Annotated in this window: 20 protein-coding genes and 1 pseudogene; 10 read left to right on the forward strand and 11 right to left on the reverse strand. The window is 35.7% G+C overall.

Translation table 11 applies throughout. The features are described from left to right. Positions 1-32: 32 nt before the first annotated feature. Together H8B04_RS08315 and H8B04_RS08320 are read right to left on the reverse strand one after the other, a co-directional pair. A complete protein-coding gene (locus H8B04_RS08315; RefSeq protein WP_190302051.1) occupies positions 33-743 on the reverse strand; it encodes an SDR family NAD(P)-dependent oxidoreductase in 711 nt (236 codons plus the stop codon). A 6-nt stretch (positions 744-749) separates the two neighbouring features. Next, positions 750-1,676 carry a lysylphosphatidylglycerol synthase transmembrane domain-containing protein gene (locus tag H8B04_RS08320; RefSeq protein WP_165290590.1) on the reverse strand — a complete coding sequence of 309 codons (927 nt, stop codon included), beginning with the start codon at positions 1,674-1,676 and terminating at the stop codon, positions 750-752. Between the two features lie 165 nt (positions 1,677-1,841). Here H8B04_RS08320 and H8B04_RS08325 point away from each other — a divergent pair, with 165 nt between their 5' ends. Next, positions 1,842-2,402 carry a hypothetical protein gene (locus H8B04_RS08325; RefSeq protein ID WP_165290591.1) on the forward strand — a complete coding sequence of 187 codons (561 nt, stop codon included), beginning with the start codon at positions 1,842-1,844 and terminating at the stop codon, positions 2,400-2,402. Between the two features lie 42 nt (positions 2,403-2,444). Here the strand turns inward: H8B04_RS08325 and H8B04_RS08330 are convergent, their stop codons facing one another. Next, positions 2,445-3,617 carry a trans-sulfuration enzyme family protein gene (locus tag H8B04_RS08330; RefSeq protein WP_165290592.1) on the reverse strand — a complete coding sequence of 391 codons (1,173 nt, stop codon included), beginning with the start codon at positions 3,615-3,617 and terminating at the stop codon, positions 2,445-2,447. A 281-nt stretch (positions 3,618-3,898) separates the two neighbouring features. On the opposite strand from H8B04_RS08330, the gene H8B04_RS08335 reads away from it, so the two are divergent. From H8B04_RS08335 to H8B04_RS08350, 4 genes are all read left to right on the forward strand, one after another. Next, entirely contained in the window at positions 3,899-5,770 is a 1,872-nt protein-coding gene (locus H8B04_RS08335; protein WP_190302052.1) for an alpha-L-fucosidase, read from the forward strand. Between the two features lie 20 nt (positions 5,771-5,790). Further along, positions 5,791-8,097, forward strand: coding sequence for a glycoside hydrolase family 95 protein (locus H8B04_RS08340; protein WP_190302053.1), 2,307 nt, complete (start codon positions 5,791-5,793; stop codon positions 8,095-8,097). Positions 8,098-8,185: 88 nt separating this feature from the next. Further along, the gene (locus H8B04_RS08345; protein ID WP_190302054.1) at positions 8,186-9,037 is read left to right on the forward strand and encodes a hypothetical protein; all 852 of its coding nucleotides are present in this window, start codon (positions 8,186-8,188) and stop codon (positions 9,035-9,037) included. A gap of 30 nt (positions 9,038-9,067) precedes the next feature. After that, entirely contained in the window at positions 9,068-9,640 is a 573-nt protein-coding gene (locus H8B04_RS08350; RefSeq protein WP_190302055.1) for a hypothetical protein, read from the forward strand. Positions 9,641-9,765: 125 nt separating this feature from the next. Here the strand turns inward: H8B04_RS08350 and H8B04_RS08355 are convergent, their stop codons facing one another. The 5 genes from H8B04_RS08355 to H8B04_RS08375 form a co-directional block, all read right to left on the reverse strand. Further along, on the reverse strand, positions 9,766-10,782 hold the full coding sequence (locus tag H8B04_RS08355) for an asparaginase (protein WP_165291836.1): 1,017 nt from the start codon (positions 10,780-10,782) through the stop codon (positions 9,766-9,768). A gap of 2 nt (positions 10,783-10,784) precedes the next feature. Next, entirely contained in the window at positions 10,785-11,567 is a 783-nt protein-coding gene (locus H8B04_RS08360; protein WP_165291837.1) for a TatD family hydrolase, read from the reverse strand. 133 nt (positions 11,568-11,700) lie between these two features. Beyond that, on the reverse strand, positions 11,701-12,684 hold the full coding sequence (locus tag H8B04_RS08365) for an FKBP-type peptidyl-prolyl cis-trans isomerase (RefSeq protein ID WP_190302056.1): 984 nt from the start codon (positions 12,682-12,684) through the stop codon (positions 11,701-11,703). Positions 12,685-12,699: 15 nt separating this feature from the next. Next, the gene (locus H8B04_RS08370; RefSeq protein ID WP_165291839.1) at positions 12,700-13,713 is read right to left on the reverse strand and encodes a DHH family phosphoesterase; all 1,014 of its coding nucleotides are present in this window, start codon (positions 13,711-13,713) and stop codon (positions 12,700-12,702) included. Between the two features lie 48 nt (positions 13,714-13,761). After that, positions 13,762-16,389 carry a hypothetical protein gene (locus H8B04_RS08375; RefSeq protein WP_190302057.1) on the reverse strand — a complete coding sequence of 876 codons (2,628 nt, stop codon included), beginning with the start codon at positions 16,387-16,389 and terminating at the stop codon, positions 13,762-13,764. A 134-nt stretch (positions 16,390-16,523) separates the two neighbouring features. Here H8B04_RS08375 and H8B04_RS08380 point away from each other — a divergent pair, with 134 nt between their 5' ends. Both H8B04_RS08380 and priA read left to right on the forward strand, forming a co-directional pair. After that, positions 16,524-16,913, forward strand: coding sequence for a DUF423 domain-containing protein (locus tag H8B04_RS08380; protein ID WP_165291841.1), 390 nt, complete (start codon positions 16,524-16,526; stop codon positions 16,911-16,913). A 67-nt stretch (positions 16,914-16,980) separates the two neighbouring features. Then, positions 16,981-19,458 (forward strand): replication restart helicase PriA, encoded by a 2,478-nt coding sequence (gene priA / locus H8B04_RS08385; RefSeq protein ID WP_190302058.1) that lies wholly within the window; start codon positions 16,981-16,983, stop codon positions 19,456-19,458. Positions 19,459-19,491: 33 nt separating this feature from the next. Here the strand turns inward: priA and H8B04_RS08390 are convergent, their stop codons facing one another. Then, positions 19,492-20,331 (reverse strand): DUF4886 domain-containing protein, encoded by an 840-nt coding sequence (locus H8B04_RS08390; RefSeq protein ID WP_190302059.1) that lies wholly within the window; start codon positions 20,329-20,331, stop codon positions 19,492-19,494. 18 nt (positions 20,332-20,349) lie between these two features. Then, positions 20,350-21,162, reverse strand: coding sequence for a class D beta-lactamase (blaOXA, locus tag H8B04_RS08395; RefSeq protein WP_190302060.1), 813 nt, complete (start codon positions 21,160-21,162; stop codon positions 20,350-20,352). Between the two features lie 147 nt (positions 21,163-21,309). Between blaOXA and H8B04_RS08400 the strand changes: the two genes are divergently transcribed. Genes H8B04_RS08400 through H8B04_RS08410 form a run of 3 tightly spaced genes read left to right on the forward strand, consistent with a single transcriptional unit; the run spans position 21,310 to position 24,260 of the window. Further along, the gene (locus tag H8B04_RS08400; protein ID WP_165291845.1) at positions 21,310-21,966 is read left to right on the forward strand and encodes a protein-L-isoaspartate(D-aspartate) O-methyltransferase; all 657 of its coding nucleotides are present in this window, start codon (positions 21,310-21,312) and stop codon (positions 21,964-21,966) included. A gap of 51 nt (positions 21,967-22,017) precedes the next feature. Next, entirely contained in the window at positions 22,018-23,823 is a 1,806-nt protein-coding gene (locus tag H8B04_RS08405; RefSeq protein WP_190302061.1) for a MutS-related protein, read from the forward strand. A 32-nt stretch (positions 23,824-23,855) separates the two neighbouring features. Then, positions 23,856-24,260, forward strand: a complete 405-nt coding sequence (locus H8B04_RS08410; RefSeq protein WP_165291847.1) for an acyl-CoA thioesterase — start codon at positions 23,856-23,858, stop codon at positions 24,258-24,260. Between the two features lie 90 nt (positions 24,261-24,350). Here H8B04_RS08410 and H8B04_RS08415 read toward each other — a convergent pair. Continuing rightward, a pseudogene (locus tag H8B04_RS08415) lies at positions 24,351-24,444 on the reverse strand (IS200/IS605 family transposase); the annotation flags it as partial.

Consider the following 24,444-nt stretch of genomic DNA (forward strand, 5'->3'; position numbering starts at 1 on the left):
GCCTAATCAAAATTGATTAAGCTTCTTTTTTTTTAAGGCGTCATGTTCGACACTGGTAATATCTTTCCGTTATAAAATTTACTTCCGTTTTGAGCAAATTCAGCGACATAGCGTCCCATTTCAAATGCTAATGTTCCAGCTTCTAATCCAGGAAAGGCTGCTTCAAACATTTCCGTTTGTGAAGAGCCTAAAGCAAGGCAGTTTACTTTTATGTTGCGGTCTTTAAATTCTTCAGCCAAGCATTCTGTCAATACAGCTAATGCACCTTTACTTGCAGAATAAGCACTTAGTCCTGCAAATTTTACAGAACCTTGAAAACCTCCCATACTACTAATATTAACAATATGTCCCCCTTCAGTCATTAGAGGTGCCACATGTTTAATCATTTTAACATGTCCCAGGACATTACTTTGTAGCATGTGAGCAAATTCTTCCGCAGAAGTATCTAAGAAAGGTTTGTTAACTATAGCTCCTGCATTGTTAATCAAAATATCTACCTGGTCAAATTTTGATTTGATAAAAGGCACTAAAGAATCGGGATAATTATCATACACGATGTCAAATTGCGCAGGGTACAGTTTGCCTCCATCAAAATTTAAATCAGAAGCGATTTCATGTAGTCTTCTTAATTTATCGGCAGATCTCGCTAATGCAATTACATTATTTTCTTTATTTGCGGTCAAATCCAACACTGTTTCAAATCCAATACCGCTACTCGCTCCTGTGATAATAATATTTGCCATGATAATTTAGTTTTCTTCGATTTTTTCCGTAATAATTTCTTCTTCCACCTCGGCAACGGAGGGTAATTTTTTTGCTCCTAATCTTTCAGGTCTAAATATATAATAGATTCCTGATGTAGCCATTAATAAAGATATAATGTAGAAAAATAGACTTAATAAGACTGCCGTATGCTCGTTAATTTGCAGATAAGTTGCGCCATACAACATTACTAATTCTCGTAAACCGACTCCTCCTCCAATAGATGGTACTATGGAAACTAAAGATGATACAAGGAATATTAGTAGGTAAGGAGAGAATTTGTATTGAAAATTCAAAGAATACAATATTAAAATAGCAGCGATAACTTGAAAACTTTGTACGCCTATAGCTTTGATGTGAGTAGAAATGAATTTCTTCGCAAAATCTTTGAAAAAAGTGTGCAGAATAAAGTAATAGCTAGCTGTACCAATTATTGCTGCAGAAATAGTAAGGTAATTGGGTATAGCCAATCTCGGCATGAAAATAACTAAGGCACATATGATAACTGCCAATGCCCAAAGTCCACTTAGTCGGTCAAAAAAGACTGCACTAAGCACTTTTCTTCCTTTGACATGATGTTCTTTTTTCAAAAAATAAACTTTATAGCCATCGCCTCCAATACCTCCCGGAAGGAAGAAATTGTAAAGTAGACCCAATTGGTACAATCTAAAATTATAACGTTCGGTCAAAAAAAGTTTAATGGCTTTGAAAAAAGAATTTAAACGGGAGGAAGCTATTAATTGAGAAATGGCATAGCTACAAAATGCTAAAAATAAAAATCCCCAATTGCAGTCGATTAAAGCATTTTTTAATTCTACAAAATCAATCTTGCGGGTAACCCAATACAAAGCTCCAAATGTGACAATGACTTTGAAGATGTTTTTGGTAATCTCAAGAGCTTTGTTTTTCTTCATTTATTATAATGTATTTTGCAAAAGTAAACATTCTCCTGCAGATTGATTCTGTGCAATAATAAAATTACTTATGGTATGATTTTTGGTTTATATCGCCAGTTATGTATCAAAGATTAATATATCTTTGTGTTACTAACTCTTACTTAGAAATAAACAACAATAGTTATGCGTAAACATATTCTTTCTTTGATGTCACTTTTTGTAGTGATAGCTTTATTATCTAGTTGCGGTGCTCAACGCAAAGACGGTGGTTATAGCACAGGTTCAACTAGTTCCACAACTGCTTCAGGTCCTTCAGCTTCCCAATGGCGTAACGGTGTGAAAGGTACTTGGGTGTTAAATTCCGTAACACGTCAAGATATTCCTCAGTCTTATACGATTAAAAATATTTTTGACGAAGCTCCAGTAGATTGTTTCATCGGTAGTGTTTGGAATCTTCCAACAGGGAATTATAGAGGTAGTATTTCGTTCAATGCATCGGGGACATTATGTGCAAACGGAGCGGTTCGTACGATTATTTGGTCTATTTTTGATCCAAAAAATGGTTCAAACCCTGAATTCCAATTTAAGAAATTGTATGCAGGAGATAAAGCTTCGAATGTAACTACAGGATATAGATTAGGTCTTTCATTTGCAGATGGTCAAACATTGACAATGAAAATGCCGGTAGATTTAGATAATGGTACTGGTTATTTGATTTTTAACTTTACAAGACAAGCAAATTAAGGTACATAAAAAAACTCCGATATTCATCGGAGTTTTTTTATGCTATTTAGTTTTTTTCAAAGCTTGCAAGATATCATTGATAATATCTTCTTGATCTTCTAAGCCTACAGATAAACGAATAGTTCCGGGTTTAATGCCAAGGCTATTTCTTTCATCTTCTGTAAGTTTAGCATGGGTAGTAGTAGCTGGATGTGTGGCAATAGTTCTAGAATCCCCCAAGTTCGAAGTATAACGAATCATTTCTAATTCATCTATAAACCGAAACGCACGATCTTTTCCTCCTTTTACTTCAAAAGTTACGATTCCACCACCTGCTTTCATTTGCTTTTTAGCCAACTCATATTGTGGATGTGAAGCCAAGAAAGGATATTTTACGTCAGCGATTTCATCATGATGTTCCAAAGTTTGAGCTAAAGCTAACGCATTCGAACAATGTCTATCCATACGTAAACCTAATGTCTCTAAACTTTTGGACAAAATCCAAGCATTGAAAGGAGACATAGATGGACCAGTATGACGAATAAAGAACATTAATTTGTTGATCAATTCCTGAGAACCCACGATAATACCACCTAACACACGACCTTGACCATCCATATATTTCGTAGCTGAATGAATCGATAAATCAAATCCGTATTGCAAAGGTTTTTGCAGATATGGTGTAGCAAAACAGTTGTCAATGGAGAAGATTACGTTAGGATATTTTTGTTTCAAAGCGCCCAATTTTTCCAAATCGTAAAGTTCTAAACCTGGATTTGAAGGTGATTCTAAGAATACAATTTTAGTATTCGGCTGAATCGCTTGTTCCCACTCCTCAATATTGGCAGAATTCACATACGTGAATGAAACGCCCCATTTAGGGAATTGTTGTGTCAACAACTGATGGGTAGAACCGAAAATCGCACGGCTAGAAACGATATGATCACCAGATTCAATAAATGCAGCAAAAGATGCAAATACAGCAGCCATACCAGAGGAGAATGCTAATCCCGCTTCTGCATTTTCCAATGTGCATACACGGTTGATAAATTCTGTCGTGTTAGGATTCGCGTAGCGAGAATATACCATTCCTTCTTCTTCTTCGGCGAATATCGCACGACCTTGTTCTGCACTTTCAAAAATGAAACTTGAAGTTAAATATAATGGTACAGAATGCTCTCGAGTAGCTGAACGTGGGGCTTGCTCACGTATTATTCTGGATTGATCTTTTTTCATAATGGCGGTAAAGTTAAGGAATTGTTGTTTGAATATCTATTAATCAAGTCGTGATTTTTTAAAATTTTATAAAAGATTCATCTAATTCGTTTTAGGATTGCTAAGGATATACTGTTTTGTTTTTTATTATGTTATCTCTTATGAGGTGTTTATAAGTTATTGCAGGTAAAATAGTTTACTTTTGTGATAAGTTAGTTTAGAATTGTTTAGTCCTAAAGCTTTAATTTGGCTTAATATTTTATGATGATAGCCTAAATAATCATTGATAACATTATAAACCCATGAAGACGATATCCTTTTTAATAGCGAATACTTTGGTTGTATGTAGTTTGCACGCCCAAGAAGCTCCAAAACCTTATGGCGTTTTACCTTCTGAGCGCCAATTAAAATGGCATGAAATGGAAACATACTGTCTGATTCACTATACTCCAACTACTTTTCAGGATAAAGAATGGGGATTTGGAGATGCAGATCCTAAAATTTTTAATCCTTCACAATTTGATGCTAATCAGATAGCAAAGGCAGCAGCTTCAGCAGGGTTTAAAGGGTTAATTAGCGTGGCTAAGCATCATGATGGTTTTTGCTTATGGCCAACTAAAACGAATACTTATAATATTAGTCAATCTCCTTGGAAAGAAGGTAAAGGAGATATGGTGAAGGAATTTATGGAAGCATCACATAAAAATGGAATGGCTTTCGGTACTTATCTTTCCGCCTGGGATCGCAATGATTTGCGCTATGGCACTCCCGCTTATACGGATGCTTATCGCGAGCAGCTCACTGAACTCATGAGCAATTATGGGGAGCTATTTACTTCTTGGCATGATGGCGCGAATGGGGGAGATGGATATTATGGAGGAAGTAATGAAAAACGTACTATTAATTCCGCAACATATTATGAGTGGGAAGAAAAGACTTGGCCCATCATTAGAAAACTACAGCCTATGGCTTCTATATTTTCGGATGTAGGACCAGATATGCGTTGGGTGGGAAATGAACACGGACATGCAGCCGAAACCTCATGGGCAACTATCACACCGAAAGGTACTATTGAAGGTGTGAAGCCGATGCCAGGGGCGAGTACCGATGCATCTAATTTGCCTACTGGAGATCGAAATGGTAAGTATTGGATACCTGCAGAATGTGATGTGCCTCAAAGACCAGGCTGGTTTTACCATAAAAATCAAGATACTAAGGTGAAAACCCCTAATCAACTTTTTGATATTTATCTCAAATCGGTAGGGCGTGGAGCAAATATGAATTTAGGATTGGCACCTATGCCAGAAGGAATTTTACACCCTAACGATGTAAAATCGCTGAAATATTTTGGAGAAAAACTTCAAAAAACATTTGCGCATAATCTAGCTAAAGACGCTAAAGCTACAACTAAACATTTACGCGGGAAAAGTGCTGAGTTTGCATTGAAGAATATTTTTGATGATGATAGATACAGTTATTATGCACCAAAGGATAAGGTGCTGAATCCTGAAATTATAATTACTTTAAATGGGGAAAAGGAGTTTGATTTAATTCGTATTCGAGAAAATATTAAACTAGGACAGCGTTTAGATTCGGTTGTAGTAGAAAAGTGGAACGATGGAAACTGGGAAAAGATTGCTTCAGCGACGAGCATAGGTGCTAACCGCTTAATTAAATTAGGAACAGCAATAAAAGCAACTAAATTGAAGGTCAAATTGTATGCGCCAGTAGCCCCGACTTTGAGTGATTTTGCCTTGTTTAAGGAATATGATGAGCCATTTGCTTTTGATTCTAATGTGATCTCTAGTCAAACGTTGATAAGGGCAACACACAAAATTTTGAATTCTAATTTGGCAGTTAATTCTACCTCTGCCTACACAACAGTTAAATCAGCAGACCTTATTGTAGAGCTTACAGAGCCTATAGTAGCATTGGGATATTTTCCAAGACAAGATGGAATAAAAGAAGGAATAGTGCTAAAGTATGATATTTTTGAAAGTCAAGATAAAGTGAATTGGACAAAAGTCCAGGAGGGTGAATTTGCGAATGTTTTATCGAATCCTATTGAGCAAATAATTGAATTCGATAAGATTATATCTAGTAAATATTTAAAATTCGTTGCGAAAGATATGTCAACAGGATTTACCTTTGGGGATTTTAACGTATATAAATAGCCGAACCTACTAAATAAACTATGAAAAACATCCTTACTATTTTGATGTGCGTATGCTGTTTAACCTCTTACGCACAAGATCTTAAATTGTGGTATGACAAACCCGCTAAAATCTGGGAGGAAACTCTTCCATTAGGAAATGGCTGGATAGGTATGATGCCTAATGGAGGCGTTCAAGAAGAAAATATTGTTTTGAATGAAATTTCCATGTGGTCAGGAAGTCCTCAGGATCCCAATAATTATAATGCCTATAAAAAAGTTAGCAGCATTCAAGAATTATTATTTCAAGGAAAGAATGATGAGGCGGAGAAATTAGTTAATCAAAATTTTGTTTGTGTAGGTGCGGGATCCGGACATGGCAATGGAGCTAAAGTACCTTACGGCTGTTTTCAAAATTTAGGCTATTTGAATATCCATTTTCTAAATAATGCAACTTACACTCAATACCGTAGGGAATTGGATTTGGAAACAGGTATAGCTAGTTCTCATTATTCTAACCAAGATACTTCTTATTTCAGAGAGTATTTTGTTTCACAAGATAAAAATATCGGAGCAATGAGATTTTCTTCGAATAAAAAATTCGCTATTGATATAGCCTTACATTTTTACAGAGATGAAAATGTAAAGACGCATACAGTAAAAGGCAATACCATTTTAGTTGAAGGTAATCTTCCTAATGGCTACGGAGGGGAAGGACTTCGATACGCTACGAAATTCTTAGTGGTAAATAAAGACGGAAAGATAACGAATTACGATAATCAAATTATTGTGAAAGGAGCACAAGAAATAGTAATTTACTATACAGCATCTACAGATTATTATGAACACCATCCTACACAATATGTGGAAAATCAATTATCTGAAAAATTAGATTACGCCACCTTGAAGAAACAACACCTTCGTAAGTATAAGGAAGTTTTTGATCGCGTAAAATTGAATATAGAAAATGATACTGTTCAAAGCCACCTTCCAACAGATAAAAGATTGGCTAATTTTTTTCAAAATCCTGCAAAGGATAATAATTTAGCGGTATTGTATTATCAGTTTGGTCGTTATTTGACTATTTCGAGTACAGCTCGAGATTCGGATAAAGCATTACCTCCGAATTTACAGGGGTTATGGGCGCATCAAATCCAAACACCGTGGAATGGAGATTACCACCTTAATGTAAATGCGCAAATGAATCATTGGGGAGTAGAAGTAAATAATTTGTCTGAATATCATAAGCCTTTCATAAATCTTATTAAAAGAGTGGCCAAAGAAGGAGAAAAGACTGCAAAGGCTTATTATAATGCACCAGGATGGGTAGTATATATGATGACAAATGTATGGGGCTATAGCGCTCCGGGAGAACATGCATCATGGGGAGCGAGTACGGCTTCAGGTTGGTTGTGTAATCATCTGTGGGAGCATTATTTGTTCACAAAAGATAAAGCTTATTTGAATGAAGTGTATCCAATTCTTAAAGATGCTGCGTTATTCTATAAAAATACTTTGGTTCAGGATCCAAAAACAAAATATTGGGTGACATCACCTTCTGTATCTCCTGAAAATGGATTTAGATTACCAAATGGAAAAGTTGCATCTGTAGTCATGGGTCCCACAATTGACAATCAGATTGTACGAGAATTATATATTTCGGTAATTTCTGCTGATTCTATTCTTCAGAAAAAGGATCAGTTTGCTTCGGCATTAAAGAATGATCTGAATTTGCTGCCACCAGCGGTTGTAGTGAGCAAAGATGGAAGGGTAATGGAATGGTTGGAAGACTATGAAGAAATTGAACCACAACATCGCCATGTGTCTCATTTATATGGATTATATCCAGCACCTTTTATATCACCAATAACTACCCCAGAATGGGCTTCCGCTGCCAGAAGAACGTTGGAAGTACGTGGCGATGGTGGAACTGGTTGGTCACGAGCTTGGAAAATATTGTTTTGGGCACGTCTTCATGATGGAGACCATGCCTTAGAAATCTTACGTCAGCTATTAAAACCTGCGATTAATGATCAAGGTAAAATATCAGCTGGAACCTATCCTAACTTATTCTGTGCACATCCACCCTTTCAAATTGATGGCAATTTTGGTGGGTCAGCGGGTATTGCTGAGATGTTGGTGCAGAGTCATGAAGGATTCATTCATCTTTTGCCTGCTCTTCCCGCTGCCTGGAAAAAAGGAGAAGTAAAAGGACTTCGTGTAAGAGGTAATATGACCGTAGATATTAGATGGGAGGATAATACAATCATCAAGTATGCGGTGAAAGGTCCTAAAGGTCAGAAAATTCAGGTTCGGGTTAATGGTGTTAATGAAAATAAAATTCTATAAAATTAAATTTTGTTATTTTAAATTAATTATATGTATTTAGTTATAATTACTAACTATTTATTTCATAACATTTTAAATAACCATTTTTATGAAAAGTCTATTTCAATTGGGGTGTAGACTTTCATTTATTTTCATCTTTATTTTAGCTATTTCATGTAAAAAGGATATTTACGTTGATGAGGAAAATGAATTAGTCTATCCTGTAAACTTTACATTTACGAATTTCAAAAGCTCAACGAGTTTTTTGAAGACTGCTTCGTTGAAAAATCAATTTCGCGCAGCAAATTCAGTCCCCGAAAATTATAGCGAAGGGTTTATTTATTTCTGGAGTTTCAATAACGAAACTTTGGTGCCCGATGTCAAGTATTCTAAATCTGCAAATCCCTCAATTACTTATAATAATGGTAAGGAAATCAACTATGGAGCTGGATTTGCGTTTGAAGGATATACGGCAGGAAGAGCAGCTAATTTTGTAGGACCGAGCGAAATACTCTTAAAATTTCCTATAAAAGATGTGCTTTCACTCAGTAGACTCGGTTTTGATATGACTGGTTCTGCTATGGGGCCAAAGGACTTTGATTTGTATTATAGCTTTGACGAAGGGGATACGTACCATATTCTTGCTATGCAAAATCAATTTGGCAACCTAGCCGGAAATGGCAAAAATTCATTTACCTACCTTTTAGAAGACCTAGAAATACAGGGAACAGAATTGTGGATACGAATCAACCCTAAAGAGGGCATTCGAGATGGGGGTAGTGCTTACAGTAGTAAATCGGGAACACTACGCATTGATAATCTTCATTTAGTAGGCATTTCTCCAACATCTACAGATGAATTCACGATTAATAAGTTATATTATTATTTATATAATAAGGAGAATGGACAGGGATTTCAAGGAGTTAACGATGATCTTACAAATCTTGATTTGCAACTATAACTACCTGAAGGCGAATATGATGTGTTTTTTGTGATAAATAGTTCGAATGATGATTTAATAATTGCTCCGGATATTGGAAAAGCATCAGATATTTATATATCTAATCCATTCTCAAATAAGGATGCAGAAATATTTGGCTATAAGGGTACTTTAGAAGTCTCGGGTAATATGTCGGTCAATATTGTGCTACAACGTTTGTACAGTCAAGTTAAAGTTGAGTTTACAGACCAGGATTTATCAGCTGTAAAGAAAATTGTTCTTAACCAATTACATGAACCCTTCTTTTATAGTCCTTTTGCAACTGGCTTATTAAATCCAATTCTGGATCAGTCCGCGATTGAAATAGAAGATGATTTTCAATCGAATAAACAGGTTATATTCAATCAATTTATGGGACTGCTAAATGAAAATAAACCAGTTAACTACATTTTAAATGTTATAGGTGATGCAGGAGTGTTACAATCATTTGAATTGAGTAGTTCTCTTAAAAATAACATCCAATTGGATTTTAGAGGAAATTTATTGGAGGGCGCGCCAAATAATGTTGCTTTTCAAATCACTAAAAATGAAAATTGGGACGGTGAAAATGAGGTTAGTTTTTAGTCTGTATATATGATTAACCAATGAGGAGTTTTATGTATTACGTATGCTCCCTTACTGAAAGAATGTAGTTGCTGTATATATATTTGGTTTAAAATAGCCACATTATTTAGTGTGGCTATATCTTTTTAGTCGTTTACTGTTAATTCTCCACGAATATCTTTTTCAATCCAATAAGCCACAGCATCTTGATCTGCTAGTTCTCCTTGTAAATACATGAGCTTGGTAACTGCTGCCTCGAAGGTCATATCATAACCATTCAAAACACCTATGCTTTTCAATCCTTGACTGGTTTCGTATCTGCCTAATTCAACTGAACCTACTTTACATTGTGATATGTTAAGGATATTTTTTCCTGATTTAATTGCATCAGCTAATAAATCTAAAAACCATTTATCCGTAGTTGTATTGCCTGAACCAAACGTTTCCATAACAATGGACCTTACATCCGAATCTAAAATAGACTTAATAGTTGCAGGACTGATACCTGGAAATAATTTGAGAACAGCCACTTTATTATCTACGTGATTGTGGCAAATAAATTCTTTATCCGAATTATTCATCAAAGCATCGAAATTGTATTTCAAATGAATTCCAGCTTCAGCTAATACAGGATAATTTGGCGAACGGAATGCTTCAAATTTGGCAGAATTGTACTTAAAAGAACGGTTACCACGGAAAAGTTTATTGTCAAATAGAATACAAACTTCTTGCACGATAGATTTGCCATTGTGCTTTGCACTAGCAATTTCTAAAGCAGTCATCATATTTTCACGCGCATCCGTACGTATTTCGCCAATAGGTAACTGTGAACCAGAAAAAATGACTGGTTTTTGTAGTCCTTCTAATAAGAAACTCAAAATAGAAGCTGAAAAAGCCATCGTGTCTGATCCGTGAAGAATTACAAAGCCATCATAATTATCATAGTTGTCTTTAATAATCTGTGCCATTTCAACCCAAATTTCAGGCGTCATATTGGATGAGTCTATAATCGGATTAAAAGAATGAATCGTCAGATGGTAATCCAAACGGCTTAGATCTGGAAGATTACGCTTGATGAGTTCGAAATCAAAAGGTACGAAGGTGCCAGATTCATCTTGAACCATTCCAATAGTACCTCCTGTATATATGATAAATATATTCATGACTAGATGCCAAATATGTCTATAGAATTTTGAGTAGTAATTTTAGCAATTTCTTCAATGCTTGTTTCTTGTAAATCTGCTACCTTTTGGGCTACATGAATTAAGTAAGAACTTTCATTTTCTTTGCCTCTGTAAGGAGTTGGTGCAAGATAGGGTGCATCGGTTTCCAATACGATATCTTGTAGGTTCAATTCCTTGACTACAAGGTCTAAACCTGCTTTTTTGAAAGTAACTACACCACCAATTCCTAACTTAAATCCGAGGTTGATTGCACGATGAGCTTGCTCCAAAGTTCCTGTAAAGCAATGAAAAATACCATAAAGCTTCTCGTCGTTCATTTCTTCCAAGATTTCGAATATCTCATCGAAAGCTTCACGACAGTGGATGTCAATGGGTAAACCTAAAGATTTTGCCCAATTGATTTGCGTGCGAAAAGCATCTTGTTGCCATGCTAATGTGCTTTTGTCCCAGTAGAGATCTATACCAATCTCACCAATTGCGTAAATCTTAGTATTAGCAATAGCCTGTTCTATTTTTTGTAACTCTTCTTTATAATTTTCTTTTACACTGCAAGGGTGTAGGCCTAACATGGGAAAACACATATTAGGATATGCATTAACAGTGGCCATCACTTGGGGAATCGATTCAGATTCTACATTAGGAAGAAATAATCGATGAATATTGTTTGCAATACATCTTTCGATTTGCTCCTCCATTTTATCTGTTCCTATATGATAATAGATATGTGTATGGGTGTCTGTAAGAATAGTATTTGGAATTGTCATGGCTAAAATAATGCTGTAAAAGTAATAAAATGTTAAAAAAGAATTGCTTACAAAAGAAAAAACACGATTTTGATAACAAAACCGTGTTTTTATTTTAATTATGATAATATATCAAGAGATATATTGCATTTTATTATCTTGTTGGAGCAGGAGCAGGTGTAGCTGTAGAATCTGTTTTTGGTGCTGTTCCTTTGATAATGTCAACTAATTCTACATCGAAAATAAGTGGCGCATAAGGAGGGATACCACCTTGAGGCTGACCATTCGAACCGTACGCTAATTTTGAAGGAATAATTAATGTTGCTTTACCGCCTTTGCTTAATAATTGAAGACCTTCAACCCAAGCAGGGATAACTGGATCCACACCTAATTTAAATTTGATAGGTTCAAATGTGCGCATTGGGTTAACTGGAAGTTTCGCTTTGTCTGCTTCTTCTTTGATTGAAGTATCGAATACTTTACCGTGAGTCAATTTACCTACGTAGTTAACTTTTACAGTATCACCGATTGCTGGCTTAGCACCTTTACCTTCTTCTTTAATTACATATTGTAAATCAGAAGCTGTTTTCTTAGGCTCTAATTTGTTGTCTTTTACATAGCTTTCGATTTTACCAGCTTCAGCTTTTTCTAAGTTAGCGATCAACTCTCTGTAATATTTATCTAATTCTACGTGAGCGATTGAATCAGGTAATTCTGCTTTTTTGAAGTGTTTTCTAACTTTGATAGTAAAAGTTAAGAATTTGTCACCAATTGGAAGTTTTGGTTGGCCAGATTTAGCAGCCATAGTATCTAAGTTTAGACGGAATACAGCGCTATCACCTTCACCTAAATATTTGAACATAGAAGAATAGCTACCTTTGTAGTTTCCAGCAATAGTGTCAGGAACTACGTTTACGTATTGAGGTAAACCGATATCGTATGTGCTTTGAATCAAAGAGTCATTTCTGTCTGAAGTCACGATCATGTCCACAAATAAGTGGTCACCATCTGTAGCTTTAACAGCACCTTCGTCTTTTACGATTTTGTATTCAAGACCGCCTTCCGCTTTCTTAAAATTCTGACATGAAGTAGCGAATAATCCTACTGCAGCAGCTAATAAAAATATTGATTTTTTCATTTTATTGATTAATACTTATTTACTTATTAATAATTCTGAATATTCAGGTAAAATTGATTTAAATTTATTCACAACAGATGCTAATTCATCCGAAGAACTTCCTCCAGATGCATTTAAGTGACCTCCTCCATTAAAATATTTTTTACATATCTCATTACAAGGTACTTCACCGATCGAACGCAAAGATAGTTTAATTAATTCGGTTCTGTCAACAAATAATGCAGCAAGACGAATTCCTTTGATTGAAAGGGCATAATTTACTAACCCTTCAGTATCCCCTGTTGTAATTTCAAACTGTGCTAAATCTTCTTTTGAAATCGCAAATAGCGCTGTGTTGTATTCAGGAATAACTTCTAAACAATTTAAAAGACAGTAGCCTAAAAATTTAAGTCTACGCTCTGTGGAACTGTTGTAAATATGTTCGTGAATTTCCCAATTGCGTGCACCAGCATCAATTAAACTTGCAATAATATGGTGTACAGCCGAAGTTGTCGATCTAAAACGAAAAGAGCCTGTATCTGTCATAATACCTGCATAAAGACAGGTCGCAATATCAGCATCAATCTGAGCGGACCCCTGACAAACCTCCGCAATGAAAGTATAAATCAGTTGTGCCGTTGCAGCTGCATTAGAATCCCAGTACGTTAATTGCGCGAACTCTTCAGGATCTAAATGATGGTCTACCATCCATTTTTGACCCTTTGCATTCGCAATCACTGGTTCTAAAATATTGGTGCGCGATAAAGCACTATAATCTAGACAGAAGATAATTTCTGCTTCTTCGATTAACTGTTTAGCAAGTTCTGGTTTTTCAGGATAAGCAATTACCTCTTGACGACCAGGCATCCAGTCCAAAAATGTTGGAAAATCTGAGGATACCACCACAGATACATCATGATTATTCTGTTTAAGCCAATGGTATAAGCCTAATGAAGACCCTAATGCATCACCATCTGGTTTGTGGTGAGTAGTAATGGCAATTCGTCTAGGTTTGGTTAGTAATTGTAAATTATCTTCTCCTTGTAACATATTTTTATTAAGAATACAAACGTACAAATAATTAGTGTCTACCTCAAATTATTTTTGATGCTTGAAAGCATACAATTTTTTGTCTCTGCGCATGCACAAAAGATACGTTTCACTGTTGTAATTTATCTTTCCATAGTAGAAAAGAGGTTGTCCTTCAACAGGAAAACCTTCGACTATTGTGCCATTGTCACCAAAAAGATACAGCAGATTGGTTGCTTTGGAGGCAACACCTATTAGATGATCATTTGATTTAGCATTTTTGAAAAACTGAGGCTTATCATCAATACTTTTCGTGAAATGATATTCGAAAAGAGGTTTGAATGAGCTATGCTCATAGCCACTAATTTTGTTATCGGAAATCAAAATAAATTCTGGAACTGAAGAGCTATTTATGTTTGCAAATGCGCCATAATACTTCTCTTCGTGGCGTTCTATTTTTACTTCTGATTGTATTTTATCTAATCCAATTCTATAAAGAATAGATTTATTGTCATAAGCAAGAAATTCAAACGAATTATTACCTAAATCTATCACTCCAATAGGCGTTTTAAATTCTATATCCCCAGGTAGGTCAATTTCTTTCTTTAAGGATCCATTATTATTCAATAGATAAATGCGCCCGTAAGAAGTAGCGATTACAAAATCTGAGCCTACATTTTGGATACCTCCTAAAATATTTCCTTGTATATCTGGGTTGTTCCAATCATCTACACGATTTCCTTCTTGGCTATATGCAAGAATCCTATTACGTGTAGGTACCAGCAGCACATATTTGTTTTGTACTTTGGCCAAGAGCGGGGCTGCTATGGGTTCCTCTGCGATTCCAGTAGAAAATCCCTTTAATGTTTTTCCAAAAGTATCGATACGATACAATCTATTTTTGTCCGTTACAAATATAATGCTGCGGTCTGTTAATTGTTGCATTTCACCGACTATTCGTCCAGATATAACGGCAGACCACAATTTATTGCCTGAAGGATGTATCGCGTGAAGCGTATGATCTAATTCCTGAATCAAGATCATTTGACTGGTATCCGATTGTTCGAAAACATAAGGTGCAGTGATAGCTTTATCATTTAGCTGGTAAGTCCATTCTGCTGTGCTTCCTAGCGCATTTTTGCTTTTGTACAAAGCATAGATTTGAGACGAAAAGCTTCCTGCATTACCCGATAACTGTAATGACCAAGAATAAAAGTCTTTGAACCCGTAGTTTTCCTTATCTCTAAAATTTGCTTGATAATGTCTAGGTAACGAATATAAAATTTTTGAAAAAGCATTTTTATTGTGCACAAAGAGCGTAACATTCGCTTCATTTCCTTGTAATTTTTCGAAATTTTTGAAACCTAAAGTTCCTGTCAACAAGTCTTTTCGACGAAAATCACTTAAATATTGACGTAATTCATTGCTGGAATTAGATAGCACCAAAACATCATCTACACGTGCTACATAAGGACGTGACATGTTTTTGAAAGCTTCACCATATAACGCGTAAGGAATGTTCGCGTTTCTAAAACGGTAAATATTATCATTCGAGTCTTCCAATAATCTATTCGCCACTTCTATCCAAGCCGCAGTGTCACTTACAGCTATAAAAGCAATATGTGTTTGATTAGTTTGCTCAACTAAAGCAAAATCGTGCTGCAAAACTGATGGCAATTTACTTAGTGAAGAACTACTATCTTGTAAAGATTCTAATGCCGTTTGAATTTTTTTTGTTTCCTCACGCGCTTCGAAATATTCGTGAAGATCTGTCGAAAACTTAGGGTAATTGCTGATGCTATATTCCATGAATACCGCTGTATTGGCGGGGAAGTAATTGTATAATCGCTGTGTTTTTTTAGACTGATTACGGAACAAGGCTATATAGTTCCCTCTAGATTTATCCACTTCACTTTCGCCCGTAAGCATTAAAGCATCTTGCTTAAAATTAATATTCCAAGCGGATTGGCCCTCTAATCCAGCAAATTGATCCGCAAAAATTCCTTTTTGTCTCTGTTGGAAATGCTTAATAACATTTGGATATTGCTGATGGGGAAAATAAACACTTAAAGGGGTATTACGCGAATTATTTTTGATAAAGTAATCAATCTGATTTTCGGATAATTTAGGTTTGCTTTTATCCAAAATAGAAAGTAAGGTGCTTTTTGAATACGAAGCAAAAATTAAATGCTCATAGTACGTGGTGTACAATGTAGTATCTGGATTGCCAAAACTAAATGATATGATCTTATGACCTAAAGTATCTATTGAAGCAATTTTGTATGTTTTACTATATTCATTTAGGAGTGAAGTGAAATCACTTTCTTCAATATTTGTTGAGGTTGGAATTATAAATAATGTGTTTAAGGAATCTGCTTCTGGGTGAAAAGAAATAAACACATCCTGATTTTCGATAAATTCGTACAATGCTTCATGGCGAAGAATCTGGTTTTTGTATTTTTTTATCAGTTCTATTTCTTTTTTGCCAATAAGAGCATCGAACAAATCAAAGTCTTTGAAAATATTATCCGTTACTTCGTCATTTTTGATAGAAGCAATTAAAAAAGTGTTCTCTGGTAAATATTTTAAAGGTTTTAGCGTGTTATGTTGTTCTTTATTAATATCACGAAAATAATAGATGGAAGCAGCGATCACCCCAATAAATAACAGCACCGTAACAATAATCGTATTCCTCATTTTACAAACCTAATTATTTCCAATTTTGAAAAGAAACGAAAGAGACAAAAACATTATTTCTGTGGTGTTTTAGTCTGTATTTTTTGTACATTTATGCCTGTATTAACTGAAAATATTTTTTTGTATAGCTATTAATGAATAAACAAATCATTCTAACAGCCTCATTTTTTGGAGTAATAGCTGTGATTTTAGGAGCTTTTGGTGCACACGGTTTAGAAGGTAAAATTAGCGAATACCATATTGATACGTGGAAAACTGCGAATCAATATCATTTTTACCATACTTTTGCTTTATTGTTTTTATCGACTTTTTCTCGTGCCAAAAGTCAGTCTATTCGTGTTTCCTTTATCTTTTTTACGATAGGGATTTTGTTGTTTTCAGGATCACTTTATCTGTTAAGTGTACGAGAACTGTTAGGTATTACAAAAATCTCCATTCTTGGCCCTATTACACCATTAGGAGGCTTATGCTTCATTATTGGATGGGTAGGATTATTTATTGCAGCTTTGAAGAATAGAGCATAATATTATGAACTAAAATATTAAGCCTCTGATAAATGCTATCAGGGGCTTTTTCGTTACATTTGTGCATATGTCGAGTCCAGATTTATTTGCAGAACGAAAAACTTATTTTGTAGAAGTCATCTTGCCGTTGGCTATTGCCAAAACGTATACTTATCGTGTTCCTTTTGAATTGAATGATAAAATAGGAATAGGAATACGTGTTATTGTGCAATTTGGGCGAAATAAAGTGTATTCTGCTATTGTCAAACATATATCAACAGAACCGCCTGAGAAATATGAAGCTAAATATATTTTGGATGTGGTGGATGACTATGCTATTGTAGATGAGGGACAATTGAAGTTGTGGGATTGGATAGCGGATTATTATATGTGTCATTTGGGCGAAGTGATGCAAGCAGCATTGCCCGCTGCGTTGAAAATGGCTTCTGAAACGAAGATTATTGCAGTAGATAATGAAGAATTAGACCGTTCTGAACTTTCGGATAAAGCATTTTTAGTCTTAGATGCGCTGGATGTTGCTGGCGAATTATCTGTTGGTGACGTATCTAAGATTCTGGGTCAGAAATCCGTTTTCCCCTTATTGAAATCTTTGTTTGAAAAAGGATTTATCCAAATTTCGGAAGAAATCAAAGAACGTTATAAACCGAAAACCAAAGCTTTTTTGCGTTTAGCATCAATTTATAATGATGATGAAGGCAAAAGAATCTTATTGGATAGCTTAAATAGAGCGCCAAAGCAACAGGATGCTGTTTTGGGATTTTTACAATTGACCAAAAAGCAGGGGGATATTTCCCGTCAGGATTTAATGGAATCAACAGGATGCGGAACAGGAGCTATTACTTCTTTAATTGATAAGGGAGTCTTTGAGGTCAAAGAAAAAGTAGTAAGCCGTTTTCAAGGTATGGATGTACTGCTGACAAAAGAATTTACTTTTAGTGAAATTCAGCAAAAAGCTTTTGACGATATCAATAAGCACTTTGAACAAAAAGATGTGGTTTTGTTGCATGGAGTAACAGCTTCGGGCAAAACACAGATTTATATACGAATGATAGAGCAGGCATTGGCTTCGGGCAAGAATGCCTTGTATTTATTACCAGAGATTGCTTTAACCACACAAATTACTGAAAGACTAAAATTGCATTTTGGAAATGATTTGGGTGTATATCACTCCAAATTTAATGACAATGAGCGTGCAGAAGTGTGGCATAAGGTCATTAAAAATGAATTTAAGATAGTAGTAGGCGCACGTTCCTCGGTGTTTTTGCCATTTCGGGATTTGAGATTAATTATTGTTGACGAAGAACATGAAAATTCATATAAGCAATATGACCCAGCTCCGCGTTATCATGCGCGCGATACAGCTATTTACTTAGCGCATTTACATCATGCCAAAGTATTGTTGGGGTCTGCTACACCTTCGGTGGAAAGTTATTACAATGCCAAAGCCAATAAATATGGTCTAGTGGAATTGTTGCAACGCTTTGGGGAAGCCCAATTACCAGTAATAGAAATTGTCAATATTTCGGAAGCTACCCGAAAACAAGAAATGCACTCGTATTTCAGTGCCAGCTTGTTGAAAGGAATTGAAGAGGCTGTTGCCAAAAAAGAACAGGTTATCTTATTTCAAAATCGACGTGGACACACCCCTTTTGTGCAGTGCAGTACATGCGGTTATGTGGCCAAATGTGTCAATTGTGATGTGAGTTTGACCTATCACAAGTCTTCCAATCTTTTGCATTGTCACTATTGCGGACATTCGGAGAACACGGTGAATGTCTGCCCCGCTTGTGGAATGCCGCATATGGAAAGCAAAGGTTTTGGTACGGAGAGGGTAGAAGAGGAGCTGGAAATCTTGATGCCTGACTTGCGTATTGGACGATTGGATTTGGATTCGACAAAAGGAAAATATGGATTTGACCGAATAATTTCAGCTTTTGATGACCATGAATACGATGTGCTTATCGGTACGCAGATGGTTGCTAAAGGATTGGATTTTGGTCGGGTGAGTTTGATTGGGATATTAAATGCAGATACAATTATCAATTTCCCTGAATTCCGTGCGTACGAAAGAGCATTTTCTTTATTCTCTCAAGTAGCAGGTCGAGCTGGTCGTCGTCAAGACCAAGGTAAAGTTATAATCCAAACCTATACTCCGAATCATCGTGTTATCGAGCAGGTCGTCCATCACGATTATAGCGGTATGTTTATGCAGGAAGTGACCGAGCGAAAAAACTTTTCATATCCGCCCTTCTATCGGATTATTAAAATAGATGTAAAGCATCCAAATCAGCAGCAGACTTTAGATTCAGCACAAAAACTCGCGAATCTATTACGTGCTTCGTTAGGAAATAGAATCTTAGGCCCAGAGCCTCCTTTAGTGTCTCGAGTCAGGAATCATTATATTCAGACGATCACACTTAAAATTGAACGCACAAATATCAGCATCAATAAAGTTAAAGAACTTATTCGTACAGCTCTATTACATTTTGAATTGGATAAGCATAATGCTAAAGTACGAACGGTAATTGATGTAGACCCCTATTAAACAGAAAGAGCGAGTTTAAACTCGCTCTTTCTGTTATAAGTTAACTTTTGAAATTTTAAAAGGTTTCTTTACGGCTTTGTGTGCTGCTTGTTTAGCAATTTGAGCTTGTAGATCCGTAACTTTTTCTGGTTTATAGCTGTTTTTACGTACATCTTTTCCAAATAACTTTTCGTACCAAGTACAAGCAGCAGTGAAGCGACCATAATTTAATTCTAAATGGTAACCGTCACGTGTGTAGGTGTCGCCTTGAGAAGAAGTACGCGCATTTTGAATAGCTGTACCTGCAGGAATTACCATCACAAAATCCTTTATTTTGTTAATTTTCTTGGATGCGTCTACAATTCCTGAATACATTTTGGATTGACTGTTGTCGTAGTTTGCAAAACCTGCATGCTTAGAATCGTGTTGATAAGCCCAAGTTTGGTGATACAATAACTTTGTATGTAGCTTTTTCAAGGATTTTACATAAGTTATAAGTTCTGGCAAGTCTTTCATTATAACATCATATTGTCCAGAATAAGGACTTGCTTGCTGCAGACTAATATAATCCCAATTTTCGTCTGCGATAGCTTGGGAAATACTCACATCTTTTGTTGTTACCTTTTTGCCGTCTAGACCTACCTTTCGATAGGAATAAGAAGCCTTGTCTTGTCTAGAATTTTTTACATGCAACTCTATGGAAGCACCGCCAATATACATATTGCCAATGATAATTTGTTGTCCATCGGCTTTTGCTAAATCATGTAGATAATTTTCTATACCATCTTCGGAAAAACTATTTCCAATAGCCAAGATTTTAAGAACTTTTTCTTGAGCCGAACTGTCAAATGTTAAAAAGGCAAGAGCAAATAAAAGGGAAAGAATTTTTTTCATAGTGTAAATGTATGCTGTTTATAAGATCTGTAAGAGTTTTAAGACTTCATTGGTGACTATTTCTCTTCCTGCGGCAAATTTCCTCGTGTTTTTTTGATCCTCAGGTTCTACATTAAGCGCAAAATAGTATATGGAAGGTTTTTTGTCTACGATGCCTACAAACCAACCGTTGTTGTGGTCATTGTCTTGTGACCAACCTGTTTTAGCAAAGTATTTGTAAGTTTCGGTATTTTCTTTTTCGAAAATGCGAATCATTTTGTCATATGTAGAATTCAGAATAGGAAGTTTCTTAGTGTAAAGTCGCTGCAGAAATTCGATTTGTTCAAAAGGGGTAATGCGAGATTTACCTTCAATCCAAAAATTATCAATGGTGCTTTCATTCACATCCATATTGCTGTAATGCAATTTGTTTAGATAAGATTTCATGCGTTTCACTCCGATATGTCGTGCCACTTCTTGATAGCAGGGTAAACAAGAGGCATGGAAAGCTTCCCGAACAGTCATGTTTTTTTCCCATGTTTCAAAAGCTCTTTTTTGTCCATCCCAGCGCATAGAATCGTTTTCATCCTTCAGAACATTGGTTTCTAAAGCAATAATAGAATTTACGATTTTGAAAGTGCTGGCAGGTAAATATCCTTTTTCTGCTAATTGAAAATTATTGGAATAGTATGTTTTATTTTTAGCATCAAAAACCAAAATTGTTCCTTTTAGATCTTGTTCTGCTAAGAATTTTTCTATTTCGCCTTTAAACTCATCACTGCGTTTGATATTGTTTGCTTGGAAATCACATCCGAAAAAAAGTAACAAAACTAATGGTAGAAAATAGCGCATGATCATAAGATTTTATAAATTTATGAAATTACCTATTAAAAGCTAGAAACCCAAAAAATATGAATCAAAAATCTAAACCTATTGGCTTCGAATTAATTGTATTTATTCTTTAATAATATGGTTAAACAATGGTATTTTTGAAGGACGATGGCATATAAATTCATAGATAATTATAGAGAGAAGGGCGCAAGGAATAAGCTGGTGAAGCATCTAGAAAGTAGAGGTATACAAGATAAACGTGTACTCGAAGCTATCGCAAAAGTACCTCGTCACTTCTTTTTTGACGAGACATTTTGGAATCAAGCGTACAAAGACATAGCCTTTCCCATAGGAGATGGCCAGACGATTTCACAGCCTTATACTGTGGCTTATCAATCTGAATTATTACATGTAAAAAAGGGTGATAAAGTTCTTGAAATTGGTACAGGGTCAGGTTATCAAACTTGTATTTTAATGGAGTTGGGGGCTGAAGTTTATACCATCGAACGTCAAGAAAATTTGTACCAGCGTACGATTCAAGTTTTGCCTTATATGGGATACAAACCTAATTTTTTCTTAGGGGATGGCTCTAAGGGCATTCCGGAACATGCCCCATATGATAAAATCATCGTGACTGCAGGAGCTCCTTTTGTGCCCGAAATCATGCTGAAGCAACTGAAGCTTGGTGGTTTATTAGTCATTCCTGTGGGGGATGAAAAGTCGCAGAAGATGGTGACCATACTGCGTATTGGAGAAAATGATTTCGAACGCATTGAATTGGATACATTCCGCTTTGTTCCTTTGGTAGGTGACAAAGCCTGGTAAATTCTCTCTGCATTTGAATTCTTCTGTGGCTTTTGCCTATATTTAGCCCTAATGAAGGCATTCTACGAACAAAATATTCAACAGACGAAACAAGAACTTATCGTTCTAGAGAAAAGTATCAACCGCAATAGTCTTATGCGCTTAGCACTAATTTTGATTGGTGCTACTGCCTTATTCCAGATATTTCAGCTCAATAATATTTGGATTTTATTGCTGGCAGTTTTTGCGATAGTTTTAGGCTTTGCGTATTTGGTGTTGCGTCAAAGTAAGTTGGAAAAAGTGCGTGATGAGAAGAAAGCTTTTCTTCAGGTGAATGAGAATGAAGTGCACATAGAGGCAGGTGCAGAAAATATGTATGTAGATGGAGCGGAATATGAAGATGGAAAACATGCTTACAGTTCGGATCTAGATATTTTTGGTCCAAAATCCTTATTTGCTTTAGTAAATCGGACGGCAACGAATGATGGTCTGTCTTTGCTGGCCTCCTGGTTTTTAAGGCCTTCTTCAAAAAAAGCTATTTTGGAAAGACAAGAAGCTAGTGCTGAACTTTCATCAAAAAAAGAATGGACACAGCTTTTGCAAACCAAATTGTTGTTTAATCTCGGACAAAAAGTTAATATCAAAACCTTCTTAACGCGTTATATGGAAGACCAGGCTTTACAGTTTGGTTCTTCATTTATGCGTATTTATGTGAAAATAGCTCCTTTTCTATTTCTATTAGGAGTATTCATATCGTTATTCGTAATACCACTGTGGAATTATATGCTACTCCTGGCAATTGTTCATTTGATGTGGTCAATAGCATTAGGAGGTAAAGTTTCTTATTTCTCCAGTCGCATCGACAAAATTGGAGTGACGTTGATCGCTTATTCGGATGCGGTAAAGATGGTAGAAGAGGAGCAATTTGCAGCTTCTTTAAATCAAAGGCTACAATCAGAACTGAAGACCGATAAACAAGAGAATTTATCCACAGCTTTTAAACATTTGGGTAGTTTGGTAGATAAGTTGGATGCGCGCAATAATATTTTGATAGGTTCCATTCTGAATATGCTCTTGCTTTGGGATTTCAAACAAGTCTTAGCCATAGTAGATTGGAAGAAAAACTATGAAGGTAACGTGCTTAAGGCTTTCGATATTATCGCTGAGTTTGAAGCTTTAATTAGTTTAGCAATTTTAAAAAGTAATAATGCTACTTGGGCGACGCCTACAATTTTGGATAATCCTCAGACAGATAGAATCCAAGCCACAGCAATCAATCATCCTTTAATTAGTCATGAAGTAGCAATTGCTAATACATATGATGCACGAGATCACCAGTTGGCTTTAATTACAGGATCAAATATGGCGGGTAAAAGTACGTTTTTGCGTACAATAGGTATCAATGCCGTTTTGGCTTATGCCGGAGCAGTGGTTTGTGCAGCGCAATTTTCATTGCCAATTTATAGCTTGGTGAGTTACATGCGTATTAAGGATAGTTTAAATGAAAGTACATCAACATTTAAGGCAGAACTAGATCGTATGAAATTTATCTTAGAGAAATTGGCTCCCGATCCAGATACATATGTATTAATAGATGAAATGTTGAGAGGTACAAATTCTGTGGATAAATATTTAGGTTCTAAAGCTATAATCCGTAAAATCTTAGCGATTGATGGAAAAGGTATTGTCGCTACGCATGACTTGCAATTGGCTTCTTTAGAAGAAGAATATGTGGGAAAATTGAAAAATTTCCATTTTGATATTCAGGTTCACGATGGTGAAATGTTATTTGATTATAAGTTGAAAAATGGAAAATGTACGATTTTTAATGCCTCTCTTTTGCTTAAAGGTATAGGCGTGGACGTGCAAAAAGTTTAGAAATTGTACTTTTGTGCAAATAAAAATAAAAAATGACTTTAGAAGAAAGAATAGATCAGGCAGAGACGCGAGTATGTACTACTGTATTCCCGTTTTTGACGAATCACCACGACACCTTATTTGGGGGGAAAGCTATGGCGATTATGGATGAGGTTTCGTTTATGGCAGCTACACGTTTTTGTCGTAAACGTTTAGTTACCGTGTCTTCAGATAAAATTAATTTTGAAAAAGCGATTCCTTCAGGAAGTATTATAGAGGCTATTGCAAGAGTAGAAAGTGTAGGACGTACAAGTTTAAAAGTTAAAGTTGAGATCTACTTAGAGCACATGTATGAGGATGGAAGAGAACTTGCTATTCAAGGGATGTTTACTTTTGTTGCACTCGATGATGAGAAGAAACCTATTCCAGTGTTAGAAGGATTAGATGTTACAGCATAAAAATAAGGCGGTCAAATAATTATTGACCGCCTTATTTTTATAAAACGGAGCGTAAACCCCACAGGTCTTTAGCCTGTGGGATGTAAGCGACTAACCCTGATTGAGAATATACTCACGAATAGTATCAGGAGATGCTTCACCTATTGAACAAACAAAATAACCATCAGAGCAGAAAGTATGTTCT

The sequence above is a fragment of the Sphingobacterium litopenaei genome, from assembly GCF_014692495.1.
Lineage (GTDB): Bacteria > Bacteroidota > Bacteroidia > Sphingobacteriales > Sphingobacteriaceae > Sphingobacterium > Sphingobacterium litopenaei.